The 12,419-nt window shown below is 38.9% G+C and carries 12 protein-coding genes and 1 pseudogene; 5 read left to right on the forward strand and 8 right to left on the reverse strand.

Features of this window, described 5'->3' with window-relative positions:
* The 5 genes and pseudogenes from BM122_RS24855 to BM122_RS05465 form a co-directional block, all read right to left on the reverse strand.
* Positions 1-195, reverse strand: a pseudogene (locus BM122_RS24855) (transposase); the annotation flags it as partial.
* 373 nt (positions 196-568) lie between these two features.
* Positions 569-1,525: a hypothetical protein gene (locus tag BM122_RS05450; protein ID WP_074904338.1), complete on the reverse strand. Its 957-nt coding sequence runs from the start codon at positions 1,523-1,525 to the stop codon at positions 569-571.
* Positions 1,526-1,816: 291 nt separating this feature from the next.
* Positions 1,817-2,251 carry a hypothetical protein gene (locus tag BM122_RS05455; protein ID WP_074904339.1) on the reverse strand — a complete coding sequence of 145 codons (435 nt, stop codon included), beginning with the start codon at positions 2,249-2,251 and terminating at the stop codon, positions 1,817-1,819.
* A 584-nt stretch (positions 2,252-2,835) separates the two neighbouring features.
* On the reverse strand, positions 2,836-3,426 hold the full coding sequence (locus BM122_RS05460) for a hypothetical protein (protein ID WP_218152007.1): 591 nt from the start codon (positions 3,424-3,426) through the stop codon (positions 2,836-2,838).
* A gap of 548 nt (positions 3,427-3,974) precedes the next feature.
* The gene (locus BM122_RS05465) at positions 3,975-4,379 is read right to left on the reverse strand and encodes a transposase (protein WP_074904341.1); all 405 of its coding nucleotides are present in this window, start codon (positions 4,377-4,379) and stop codon (positions 3,975-3,977) included.
* On the opposite strand from BM122_RS05465, the gene BM122_RS23155 reads away from it, so the two are divergent.
* Entirely contained in the window at positions 4,365-4,508 is a 144-nt protein-coding gene (locus tag BM122_RS23155) for a hypothetical protein (protein WP_177198053.1), read from the forward strand. The genes BM122_RS05465 and BM122_RS23155 overlap by 15 nt on opposite strands.
* Positions 4,509-4,545: 37 nt before the next feature.
* On the opposite strand, the gene BM122_RS24040 is transcribed toward BM122_RS23155, so the two are convergent.
* The gene (locus BM122_RS24040) at positions 4,546-4,695 is read right to left on the reverse strand and encodes an IS630 transposase-related protein (protein ID WP_256211900.1); all 150 of its coding nucleotides are present in this window, start codon (positions 4,693-4,695) and stop codon (positions 4,546-4,548) included.
* Between the two features lie 725 nt (positions 4,696-5,420).
* On the opposite strand from BM122_RS24040, the gene BM122_RS22250 reads away from it, so the two are divergent.
* Together BM122_RS22250 and BM122_RS23160 are read left to right on the forward strand one after the other, a co-directional pair.
* Positions 5,421-5,810, forward strand: coding sequence for a hypothetical protein (locus tag BM122_RS22250; protein WP_143083328.1), 390 nt, complete (start codon positions 5,421-5,423; stop codon positions 5,808-5,810).
* A gap of 674 nt (positions 5,811-6,484) precedes the next feature.
* Positions 6,485-6,799: a hypothetical protein gene (locus BM122_RS23160; RefSeq protein ID WP_074904344.1), complete on the forward strand. Its 315-nt coding sequence runs from the start codon at positions 6,485-6,487 to the stop codon at positions 6,797-6,799.
* Positions 6,800-7,196: 397 nt separating this feature from the next.
* On the opposite strand, the gene BM122_RS05480 is transcribed toward BM122_RS23160, so the two are convergent.
* Positions 7,197-7,607 carry a hypothetical protein gene (locus BM122_RS05480; protein WP_074904346.1) on the reverse strand — a complete coding sequence of 137 codons (411 nt, stop codon included), beginning with the start codon at positions 7,605-7,607 and terminating at the stop codon, positions 7,197-7,199.
* A 1,609-nt stretch (positions 7,608-9,216) separates the two neighbouring features.
* Between BM122_RS05480 and BM122_RS22260 the strand changes: the two genes are divergently transcribed.
* A complete protein-coding gene (locus BM122_RS22260; RefSeq protein ID WP_074904347.1) occupies positions 9,217-9,525 on the forward strand; it encodes a hypothetical protein in 309 nt (102 codons plus the stop codon).
* A gap of 900 nt (positions 9,526-10,425) precedes the next feature.
* On the forward strand, positions 10,426-10,830 hold the full coding sequence (locus BM122_RS05490) for a hypothetical protein (RefSeq protein WP_143083329.1): 405 nt from the start codon (positions 10,426-10,428) through the stop codon (positions 10,828-10,830).
* Positions 10,831-11,053: 223 nt separating this feature from the next.
* Here the strand turns inward: BM122_RS05490 and aroQ are convergent, their stop codons facing one another.
* Complete coding sequence (gene aroQ, locus BM122_RS21510) at positions 11,054-12,400, reverse strand: gamma subclass chorismate mutase AroQ (RefSeq protein WP_083398347.1); 1,347 nt, start codon at positions 12,398-12,400, stop codon at positions 11,054-11,056.
* Positions 12,401-12,419 lie beyond the last annotated feature (19 nt).

Consider the following 12,419-nt stretch of genomic DNA (forward strand, 5'->3'; position numbering starts at 1 on the left):
AGGTTGACATGCCTGCCCGGATGCCCTGATCAGTCTCTGATTGTCGCACCCATTTACGCAACGTCTCAGCAGTACAACCTATCTTGGATGCTATCCCAGTGCCGCCCATTGCGACTCATACTCCCCTTGGTGTTCATACAGCAATCGGACAGCTCGTTCACGAACCTCCGGTGAATATCTTATTTGTTTTTTCATTACTCTATCCTCTCAAGAAATAGAGTCTCCTGTAAACCCGGGGCGATTCAAGACACCAGAAGGTAAAGTTAGATCAAGCCAGAATGCTTATAAGCATGGATTAAACAAACTGCAGAAAAAAGTAAGGCAGCTATTGAAGCAATATAAGGGGATGATTGAGATAGTGGGTTAAATTGTAAAAGTTTAGATTTAATTTGACGTATAAAAAGTAGAATTGGATAAGCTCTGATAAATAGCACCATTTAGATGACCGCTTCCGGTTATAGCTTACCTGTTGGAGAATTTACTTGAATGGCAGTTAGGCTAATGAAAGCCATTATGCAGATTTTAACTTTTAGATTAGTGGCGCAAATAAGTAATGTTTCCTGAGCAGCTAATTGTTTGAATTTTTGCTTGCTGTAGATTTAAATTTTGGATCAAACTCACGTAAATAATCTTCTTGAATCATCCATAGCCTCTCTAATGAGAGTGGTTTGTTTATAATAGGGTCAATGATTTTATAGCTCGCATTCTGATAATCTAAGATTGCATCTATAAATAAATAACTAGGGATAAATCTGCAGATATTATTACCGGCCGTTATTGCTATACCAGCGAGTCTTATTTGATTTGCTTTGGGCATAACGTTGTAAACCACCCCACCACTCATACCATCGAGATTTTCATGCTGGAAATCTCCATCTGTTAACTGAAATGAGATATACCCTATATCATCTGGTTTTATTAGGATTCCCGGTATCGTTTGTCTGTGTATAATTGTAGAGTGAGTATATTTCTCACTCACGAGAGGAAAATCAAAATGATTTTTTTCAAAAGGATAGCCTGATATTAAAAGAAATTGTCCCTCATAAAATTCTTTCTTGGATAAAACGCTATTAATATTTTTAATTTCTATATAATGATCTGGAAAATGGTATTTTTTCGGCTCAAAAAGCTCTACAAGACAAATGTCAGACAAAACGATATCGCAATCAACTATAGGCATAAGCTCGCCAATATTCCATATTAGATGAGGAAACATAAAGTCATAAAGTGTTTCCCACTTTGGTTTGAACTTAACAGGAATCCAAAATGGAGATTCATTCTGAAACTCTCCATGTAGGTTATTTTTCAACACGTGCTTTGCTGTCAATACAAAGAATTTATCTTTGTATTTGAGCAAAACACCACTTCCTGCCCCATACATCCTATCAACATGAAAATATCCCCTCTGCTCCATGCTTTCCGCCAAGTAATTAAATAAAAATCTTCTGCAAGATTTAGCGACATTAGAAAATCTTGCCTTTTCGAGAATGTAATCCAGCTTTTTCTGTGAAATTTTTTTTCTCATGTGTATGCCTTTGTTATGATCACACGTAGGAAAATTCGTAAGTTTTGGAGGTTAAATAGTTCAAGCCGGTCAATCAGAACTAAACTTTAAAAGGGCAATGTGAATAGAATTAGACAATCAAGTCAGATTGCATAGGAACTAATTTTCAAAACTGTCAGATTCAGTTTAAGCTATTACAGTTAAATTCTAAGATATAGACGTTAAATGATGTTGGTTGGCTTTTTTCTAAATTGGTACAGGTTGAGATTGCCCGCACTTAGCGGGCTTGATCTGTATATTGTCTTTTTAATCTTAATTTTTAGATTCTTCTTTCGTAGCAGTTGTTGTGCTGGTTCTTGATGCTACGGGCGTTTTATCGCACTGGGGATCAATAACAAAGCTGGTCTGATCAAACTTGCGCCATGCACCTGTACCAGCGCCATCAATCGCAAGTATTGAGATGATGCCAAAATCGATAAACACACCAAGCAAAGTGGTGGCATCAAATGATTTTGAAGCTGGAATAGAAACTGGTGTACAGCCTTCCTTGCGTGCAGTAATCACGTATTCATCTTTTTTCTTAAATGTTGTGATGCCATTACCGCGTCCAATAAAGGCTTCATTCACATAGAGATCAACGTCTGGCTGATTGCTTCGGATTGCTACTTGCTGCGATGCACCATTGAACATGGAAGCACAGCCTGATAACAACGTAATGACAGTTAACAACGATACAGCTTTTCTCATTGACTCCCCTTTCAAAAGTTATTAAAAAACCCGCACTAAGCGGGTTATCAAGAGCTATATTTCTGCCCAAATGCGATGTCATTTGCATCTTTTCACATCATATCAGGTAATGTCTCCAAAACACGACAATTTTATTAGAGCGATTATTTTATAAAGGGAGAGGATAGGCTAATTCACTTTTATTCTTCTGTACCGTTTCTGAGGTATGGGGCAATGTCAATCTCTACAGTTTTTACCTTTGACACCGCTTGTCTACTCAAATTTTTGCACAGTCAGTTCAGAAAAACAGGTTTTTGATATACCGGGACACAGCCGTTTACTTGAGATGTATTGCAGACTACATTAGCAAGAGCATTAGTTAATCAGCCTAAAATATGCAAACCATAGGGGGCACAAGAATCTTTGGAGCTTTTACCGTGGGTACCGCTCGTCTAACTTTTCTTAGCAAAACGTCTCCAAAAAAAGTAAAAGAACTGAAGTACTTTTTTATGTGTCGAGAGTGAAGTAAAAGCTTGATCAAACCTAAAACTTTTCAAAACTGCGCCCGTGCTGCACCGATGGCGGCATGAATATCCTTTTTCTCTTCAATCATGCGGAGGCAGGATAGCTTTCATGCACATAGAGTTGATCCAAAGCTCGCGATACCACTCCTTAGTGTTATAGAGATGCTCATCTTTTTCATCTTCTACCTGGTCATATGCATTTTTAAGCACTTTGGCCTCGGTACTTTCTGCTTTTTTTGCAAATTCCCCGATAAGTTGCCAATTCTGGTGGTCTTTGGTCTCCAGCATAACTACGCATTCACAGGCCACAAGCTCAGCAGCTCCCGGATCGCCTGTTTCAAGAGCCATCTTCATCAAATTTATCAAGGTTTCAAGAAAATGACGAGCCACTTTTCGCGCAAGTGTTTCCTTATCAGAATCAAGACCCAGCTCCTGGAAAACATCGAGCAGGATTTGATGGTGTCTCTTTGTTTGTTCCAAGTACTCCTCCCACTCCCCCTTTAGGTCTTCTTCCACTACGCAACGAAGCGCCATTTGATAAACTCCGGTACCAACTTTTTCTGTTTCAAGAGCTTGGTACAAGAGTTCGTTTTTCTGGTCTTCTTTCATTGAAATTCCTCCTTGTAAATCCAGAGCTTGATACAAGAGTTCGTTTTTCTGGCCTTCTTTCATTAAAATACCTCTTTGTAAAAATAGCCCCTCTGTCAACTAAAGTGTTAGAAGCCCAACTGAGTTGTGGGCTGATTCGGTTAGGGTTTTCGTATGTTATGCTTGAAGCTTGTTTGGGTAAAGCTTCTAATACCCAATAAAAAAATTTGACGGTATTTTTGACGGTATCTTTAAAAACCAAATAATAAATATCATTAAATTTCAGTGGTCTTAGCATACTTTTAGGTTGCGGCTCCGAGTAGCTATTTCAACAAACTCTCAAATTGTAAGGCAGGTTCAAGTTTGAAATTGCCAGCTTCCTGCAGTATTGATAGTTATTCCATTCACCCCATCAATGCTTGCAGAAACCGCGGTACGTAATGATCAATTAAAAGACAAGTCATGACCATGCACTGATTCTGCCTTTGGTAAATACCAAATGCAGGGCAATTAAATCATGGGCAAGAAGGCTAACTTATTTAGATTAATTAACCAGCTATATCTGGATGTTGTCAGGTATTATTGTTTCAGTAGAAATGGAAGGTCTTATAGCTAATCCCATATATAATGATTCAAAATGCATAGGCGGCAAAGAGCTGCGCGATGGAGCAACCTTCCCTTTTTCTGATTGCTTTGGCCTGGGCCCATATTGGCTCAATGTCATTAAAGTCTGGAGAATAAGACAGCAAGTATTCAAGCGTATGCCCGGCATTGGTAAAGGCAGTTTGGATATCCTGCCGTTTGTGGAACGTCGCGTTGCCCATGACAATCACGCAAGCGGACAGGAGTTTGCGCAAAAGGTCCTGCGTTACCCACGCATGGAAGATATCGACGTTGATATGAGCTGTGAACAGGGCCACGGGCAGGAGCGCCTTTCCGATCAGAGCGCCAATGACATTGGTTCGGCCTCTTGCATGCCAATTCTTTACACTATGGCAACGCTCACCCATAGGTGCATAGCCATGCGTACGTGGCATGTCGTGCGCAAAGCCACTTTCATCAAGGTAAACGATGACGCGGCCTTCGCGCTTATAGCCTTCAATTTTTTCTTGGAAGATATGCCGATCTTCTTCGCTGGCCTTGGGGTGACGCAGGCTTTTTTATAAGTCACACCCAGACGCCTTAAAACGTGGCTGATCCGCCTTAAGTGCTGACGTCAAGCCGTTTGGCGCGCTCGTACTGATACGCGTTCGGATGATCCTTGACATCCTGCGTCAACATTCCCACGTCAATCTTAGTTGAGGGCTTGTTGCGGGTTGTCTTGGGATCGGGAATTTTGATCCAACGCGTCACACTGGCTATACCTACGCAAAAACGCTTCGCCACTTGCGCAATGGCAAGGTCTCCTTCTCTCGAACGGATAATACCTTACGGCGAAATGATATCGCATAGGTCATCCGTAAATTATAATCAATTTATATGTTATATACTAGACCAATAATGGCAAAGCCCGAGCGTTTATTGAATAACAGCTTTTATCAAAATTGACTACAGAATTTGTCATAAAATTTTTATTTAGTCATATATATTGACCATACCAGCCAGTGGTATTTATCAAACAAGCCCATATTGCACATGCATACCAGCAAATAAACAACAATCCAACTCATATGAACGCAGGAAAAACTATTAGTTCTTCAAAAGAACTATTAAGCGAGGCTAATCATGCGACACTGAACACGCAAGGATCGATTGAAGCAAGGGGAATTAATCCGAAATTGATAACCGTGGAAATGACCAATAGAAGCGAAGACACTGGAAGGTAACACCAGATCAAGCCAAAATGCACTACAACATGGCATGCATACCAGCCATATGAAGGGATGAAAAGTGGCAATACAAAAGCATAGAGAAACATTGAAAAAGCTACTGTGAAGCCTTGCAATTATTTCTAAGAATCTTCCCATTGAATAATGCTATATTTCCTGACAGGAGGACTGTTATACTTTATCTTTTATGCAATTTTCATGATTTCTTTGATTATCGAAAGTCCTAATTAAAAAGGACTGACTGTTAGAATGAAAAAAATAATTGCGTTATTTCTACTTTTTTCTCTAGCGGACACGTTATATGCAGCGGGACCGTATGATGGCATTTATTCAGTAGTCGTTAGTGGCTTTACTTCAGGCTATGCCACAGTACATGAAGTAGATAATAAAATGGTTGTGATTATAGTTGACCCCGTGCCTAATACTCCATGGGAGCCAATGGTTGGTACCCGGAGAGGTAACAGCGTTTCTCTAACAAATGTTCTTGGCGTAAGTTCTTCTGATATTCAGCTAAAAATAACTGTTAATTTCAATGACAATGGCCCGTCAACAGCAACTATAACTTCGTGCGTCAGTGGTGTTTCTCATGCATGTATATTTCCGACTGGTTCAAAATTTAACTTAGAAAAATTATTTTAATAAAGTTATTAAATAGGTGAGATTGTTTTAGATTGTTTTAGATTGTTTTAGCAATTTCAAAATGAGGGTACTTTGCCCCCGCTTCAGATTCTATAAATGCAAAATGCATATAGATTGAAAAAGCCCGCATTTAGCAGGCATAAGCTATATATTATCTTTTTAATCCTACCTTTTGGGTTCTTCTTTCGTAGATTCAAATTCAAAGTACAACTTTTTATGATCACTTGATATAACTTTCCGATACTCGGAACAATACCTCCTGCAGCGCTTTTTTATTAATTTCCCTTTCAAAAGTTATTAGAAAACTCGCACGAAACAGGTTATTGATATTATATTTTTGCCCAAAAGCAATCCGATATTTCATTTTCTCACTTCAAATCAAGTAATGCCTCCAAAACACGATAATTTTATTAAAAATGGTTACTTCATAAAGGGAATAAAATAAGCTACTGCTTTTCTTCCTCGCTACCCTTTCTAGTAAATAGGGAGATCTTATTATCTTTAGCTCTTAATTGAAGTATCGTGCCCTCTAACTTTTCTCATACTTACACAAATAAGCTATAAGCATTTGTAATTCTATTTTTTCAGATTATTCAGCTGGTATTCATGATATTCACTATAAAGTTATTATCAACAGAAGTAATTCTAATAAATAACGATCATAGAGGTGCAATATGAAAACAAGAACTAACATGAACACGCCAGTAAAATTTTTAACTGCAATGTTATTGAGCGTTGCTTTAGCGGCTCCCATGATGGCTGAGGCTAAAAAAGGCCATCATCATCGTCATCATGCCCATCATCATCACCATTATCATGGCCATCAGCGCCATCATCACCGTCATAATCACCCTCATCATTACAACACACAGAATATTTATTACAACCAGCCATATTATCCGCCCGCACCCGTATATGGCTTAGCAGCAGGCAGGTATTTTTTAGGCGTTAATATGGGTAATGTCGGTTTTGTGTTGTCAGGCTATTAATTTGGATATTTCTCTAGGCTGGTGTATAAATCAAGATCACGACTATAGCGCGTCTTTACAAATAGCTTTTTAGGTTTTGATTGAAATGTTGGCTGGTATTATGGATTTCTATTTTATATTGTGAAGCTTTATAAACTACAGTTTGCGTCCGGATACCAAGCGAGTGACATTAGTTTCATATGTCATTCATAAATAATGAATATGTTATAGCTATTAATAAGGTGGGGATAAGAGTATAGACTTATGAAAGCTTTCTTAACAAACATATCGGGTACATTAACAATTTTGTCATTTGTATAAGCACCTCATTGAGTTGATAAGTGAAATGATGGTGGTAATTGAAATAATTGCTGAGCAGCCCGCCAGATAATTCATAATCCGGCGGGTTTTTATTAAATTAAACTATTATTACTACCACTTTCTGAAAAAGTGGATTAATAGTTACTGACAAAAAAGTATCCCGGTCTTTTTTCGTATCAAATTCATAAATATGTCCATAATGATCAGGGGACACATCACATAATGAGCGATCAGGACAAGATAAAATTGCATAATGCCTTTTTACTTCTTCGGCTTTATGCTCATCCAATTTTTGCCATAATTGAAATAATGAGCAGTTTATTTCATCGCAGAGGTCTCTGCCATTCGCTGTTAACCGACCTATCTCATCGTCGTTAGTGCGACGAACTAGATCGGACAATATCGCGGTGAACCGTTCTAACATAGCGATGTGGGTTTCAAGCTGCTTTGCTATACCTTCGGTTGAGATATTGACCGGCTCTGTTGTTGTACTCTTTTCCATAGTCATTTTTACATCTCCTTTGTTACACCAAAGGATAATCTACAGTACCTAGCATCATCACTACTTGATTAACATCAAAGAACATGATGTTAAAAGTGAGAGATAGCTAAATAGATAAGTAGGGCGTTGCCTGTCTACGTGTACAGATTATTCCATTTCTAAATCAAAAATCACGCGAAGGTGAGCCGCAGACAGTATAAATAATACGGCAAGATGAAGACAACAAAGTCAGTTTTGATTTAAAAATGGAATTAAACCCATGAATCGAGGCGCTTCCCTTAAGTATGAATGATGGATCCTTAGTAGGATTGTGTATAAGTGTAGCTGCGAGGCTTTTCATTTTGTATTCTCCAATCAATAATGATTAAAAAATACATATTTAATACCTAATAAGAAAATTTAGTTTTATTTTTTGCGGCTTTTTAAAACCTATAAGGATACTTTTATGTATCAATAATATTAATGATACTTTGCGGTTACAGCTCCGTACCAAACAATCATTTCAGTAAATTTTTAAATATACCAACTTCACATAACCACTTCGCTGAATTAACCAGATTTAATAAAGATTGACAGTTTTTATAGTATCACAACGTATCTGAATATACCGTTATGTTAGATCCCGTCAAATACTACAGATACCGTAGTACCGTAATGCTCAATCAAAAGATAAGTCATGACCATGCACCAATTCCGCCTTTGTTGCGCCTTTAGTAAATAACAAGATATAGGACAATTAAACCATGTGCAGCAAGGCTAACTTATTTAGATTAATTAACAAAGTTCATTTGGATGCGGCCGGGTAATATGATTTAAGCATAAATCAAACTAAACGCCTTCCCAATAATGACAAGTGTCTAGGCTAATGACAAGCGTCTAGGCAATAACAAGTTCCATCAAAATAAGTTAAAGTATTGCCATAAAACCTTTTGTTTACCCATATATATAATGACGTTGTCAATATACAGTATTTACCAAACGTACTTATATTGTACAGACGCCAAAACTCAATCTAAGTGGAATGCGCTAAAACATGATATGTATACAAGCCACTTAAAAAATAACGACAGCAGTGCAAAGCAAAAAGATATGTTTAAGCACTACTATGAATCTGAACCCATAAAATGCTTTTGGAATAATTTTATTAAATAATACTAAAGTTCCACTAATTATTACCGTTAAGATAATTGTCGTTTAACAACGACAATTATAACTCTTTGATATGTAAAAAATGAAATTCCCACGGGATACCCCCTTATTCGGTGGGAATTTCTTATTCGTATTTACAAATAAGAAAGATCATTTCGTTCTTTGAAACTTTCATACTAAGTACCACGCCTTGTCATAATTTTGCACAAGCAATCTAGAAAAACAATTTTGGTGACTAATCTATATATCATGTCAGTGGGAGGGATGATCTAAGCCTCTATGACTCTTACTCAGAATAACGGGTGCCTAGCTTTCTTATACTTATGCAAACAAAGTAAGATATAAGTATTTTCAATTCTATGCTTTTATTCTCTTCAGGCTGTTCAGCTTGTATTCATGATCTCCAGGATAAAGTTAACACTAACAGAAAAAATTCTGATCAACAAAAAATCCAAGGAGGTGTAGCATGAGAACAAGAACAAAAACGAACACGCCAGTAAGATTTTTATCTGTAATGTTATTGAGTGCTGCTTTAGTAGCTCCCACGATAGTTGAAGCCAGACGAGGCCATCATCATCATAATCATCATACCCAACATCATCACCATAACCATAACCAACATCGTCATCACCATAAACATCATCATTACAACACACAAAATATTTATTACCATCAACCTTATTACCCAACCGCACCTGTATATGGCGTAACACCAGGCAGGTATTTTCTGGGTGTTAATACGGGTAATGTTGGCTTTGTGTTGTCGGGCTATTAAGTCGGAATTTTCTTCAGGCTGGTGTGTACATGAAGAACGTGTGAATCGTTAGAGATACTTTACTAGGTTTTAAAAGCTAGTTTCAACTTTAATATTAGAAGCTTTGTAAAATAAAGGTTTTCGAGATAAGTAAGAGTGAGAAATTTTGTTTATCTGCAATTAGGTAAATAGCATGAATCTTATAATCATTAGCAAAAACAAACTGGAGCATAATATTTATGAGAATTTTAACAAAAATCATCCTATTGACATTATCAAGTTTGTCATTTGCAAAATTACCCCAATGGGTTGACGATTGGGAGGATTGCGATGAGTGGGATGATTGCTGCCCCAATTATTAAAAAATAAGCTGAGTAATCTGACTTACAGGAGGCTTTTATCGCTTTTTGGAGAATTATATTTGTCCTCTTATAAAGATTACGCGTATAGATACAAGATAGTGTTTCATTTATAGAATAATCCTAAAAAATTTAATCGGCGCTTATTTAACTTTTCTTTCCTTAATATCCTCGACAAAGCAATAAAGTACTTATTTACTTGTTGATACCTAGCAAGAAAAATTGATGATATATTTAAAATCCGAAAAATAAAAATCATTATGCTAGAATGTTTTTATAATATTTTTCGGTTATGGTTCCGATACCAGCCTAATATTCCAAGAAACCCAGAATCTCTCATAATTCCATAATATTGAAGGATTAGTTGGTTATTTTATATCCGTGATAATATATTAACTAATAATATCTGCCAGCAAACGGTTGGTGTATTTATTAGAATTTGCTAACATCAAAATTCAGATATCAACAAATAATATTTAGCGTTTTTTATAATTTAAAACCCCAACGTCTACTAACTTGCGTCTGATATCAGAACGCTATTTTAATGAAAAGAGCATTTACCATGAAAAAATTAGTTTTTGCCATTTTGGTTTCTATGATATTTGCAAATAACCTTTATGCAAAAAAAAGCAAGGGGAGTGTATCAAAAGGATCATTTAGTTCCAAGCAAAGTAGCTCTCAATCTGCTACCACACAGCAAAAGAACACTGCTACACCGACTCCTTCGACATCAACCCAAGCATCAACACCTAATGCAGCAACTCAAAATCCATCATCAGCAACCAGCTCAAGTGCGTCCACAGCTGCACCATCACCTAGCGCACCAGCTCAAAATCCATCAATGCTTCAATCAGTCATGCCAGCTTTAGTTGGTGGTGCAGTAGGAAGTTATGTCGGCAGCAAATTAGCTGATGGCGAATCAGAAGAAAAAGAAGCAAAGAAAGAAGAAGAGCTTTTAAAGCCATAAGCATATTATTCCATCACTTATTTAAATACGAAGAAACCACCAAGAGGATATGTTTTCTTGCGCGGTTTCTACTCTGAATTCATAAAACCCTAGCAATCGACATTTTTTTCAACTGTTACCCTACTCATGTATGTAAATAAAGTTGCTGAAGCAATGGATTTGCTTGCAAAAATATTGATCAAAAGTAAGCCAAGCGACATCCTCACGGATAGCATCAACCTGCTCAACGCTTGACATTTGATAAGTTTTCGGAAGCAAAAGCGGCCCCCAGTCGCTGGCTGAATTTACCACTTTCCAGTTCTGCGCTCAGCCAAGCATCTACCTTTGCGATCAACTTTGGATCACGTGCGAGTAAAAGCGCCTTATCGTTCTGGGCAAAGACCTCAGCGGTCGCCCGGCACAGCCTGGAATCGCGCTGTGTCTGCAAATCTACCTCCACATCGTCGGTCACCATCACATCTGCACGGCCGGTAGCGATTTCTTCAAATATTGTCCGATTATCGGTGTGCAGAATGGGCTGCACATTGTGTAAGTAATCTCGAACAAAGCGCTCATTTGTCCCACCGGGATTTACGATCACACGTATACCCGCTTGATTGATCTCCTTCAGTGAATCAAATCGCGCCTCAGTTCCACACCGTACAATCGACGTCTTGCCGCCTCGATGATACGGAATGGAGAATGCCCCGATTGCAGTTCGTGCATCGGTGATGCTAATCCCGCCAATCGCCAGATCGAAGCGGTTGTCCTGATAGTCAGCCATCAACGTAGGCCAGGTCGTTCGAACGAACTGAGGCTCGGCATCGAGGAAAGCCGCAAGCGAGATGACCGCAGCGATATCAGCACCGGTGAGCACCCCCCTCGACTCCATTGTGAAAGGCGCATAGTCACCTGTCGTGCCAATTCGCAGTATCTTGCTCGCTGCAATTCGCTGCAGCGCTGGAACCGGTGTCAACCGCAGCCGCGAGAGCACATCGAACAGCGCGCTGATATCCCGCCCAACCACACCTCGCCCTGCAATACTGTTCGCTGATCCCGCATAATAGCTATGGAAATCCTTGCGCTGAAACTCGGGTATCGCAAGATAAATGGCCTGCATCAGTCGGACGCCGAGCTCATCCAATTGCGGACGCAGTTCGGTGCTCAGATCGCGTGGAGCCGTTGGCGCAATATTCGCAACACGCCATTGATCGATGAACCGCTGTTGCATTTCGCGCGCAAGACGCATCTGCAACACAAACAGCTCACGCGCCGGTTCAGCAGAAATGCCAAGTGTCTGTGCCTGCGCTACAGCAGCCTCGAGTAAGAAGTGTTCCCGACTAACATCAAGAACTGGAATGTGGTGCAGATATTTCCATGCGGCGACTGGTTGCATCAACTCAAGACGCTCGTCGATCAGACTAAAAACCTGCCGAACTTGCGCTTCATGATCGACAAAGCCGACCTGGGCGGTTGCTGCACCCGCAAATGCAAGTAAGATACCTAGGATGCAGTAGATTTTTCGAACTGTACGACACCAAATCAATGTAGCGCCTATAACTGATAGCTGTTTTCTAGACGCTAATTCCATTATTAGAGTAGTCACCAGC

The organism is Nitrosomonas communis, from assembly GCF_900114745.1.
Lineage (GTDB): Bacteria > Pseudomonadota > Gammaproteobacteria > Burkholderiales > Nitrosomonadaceae > Nitrosomonas > Nitrosomonas communis_A.

Excerpts from the sequence above, each read along its gene's own strand:
- BM122_RS05460 (WP_218152007.1), bottom strand. The coding sequence starts at position 3,426 with ATGAAAGAAGGCCAGAAAAACGAACTCTTGTATCAAGCTCTGGATTTA.
- BM122_RS23160 (WP_074904344.1), top strand. The coding sequence starts at position 6,485 with ATGAAAACAAGAACTAACATGAACACGCCAGTAAAATTTTTAACTGCA.
- BM122_RS22250 (WP_143083328.1), top strand. The coding sequence starts at position 5,421 with ATGAAAAAAATAATTGCGTTATTTCTACTTTTTTCTCTAGCGGACACG.
- BM122_RS05480 (WP_074904346.1), bottom strand. The coding sequence starts at position 7,607 with ATGACTATGGAAAAGAGTACAACAACAGAGCCGGTCAATATCTCAACC.
- BM122_RS22260 (WP_074904347.1), top strand. The coding sequence starts at position 9,217 with ATGAGAACAAGAACAAAAACGAACACGCCAGTAAGATTTTTATCTGTA.
- BM122_RS05450 (WP_074904338.1), bottom strand. The coding sequence starts at position 1,525 with ATGAGAAAAAAAATTTCACAGAAAAAGCTGGATTACATTCTCGAAAAG.
- BM122_RS05490 (WP_143083329.1), top strand. The coding sequence starts at position 10,426 with ATGAAAAAATTAGTTTTTGCCATTTTGGTTTCTATGATATTTGCAAAT.
- BM122_RS05455 (WP_074904339.1), bottom strand. The coding sequence starts at position 2,251 with ATGAGAAAAGCTGTATCGTTGTTAACTGTCATTACGTTGTTATCAGGC.
- BM122_RS05465 (WP_074904341.1), bottom strand. The coding sequence starts at position 4,379 with ATGCCACGTACGCATGGCTATGCACCTATGGGTGAGCGTTGCCATAGT.
- aroQ (WP_083398347.1), bottom strand. The coding sequence starts at position 12,400 with ATGGAATTAGCGTCTAGAAAACAGCTATCAGTTATAGGCGCTACATTG.
- BM122_RS23155 (WP_177198053.1), top strand. The coding sequence starts at position 4,365 with ATGCGTACGTGGCATGTCGTGCGCAAAGCCACTTTCATCAAGGTAAAC.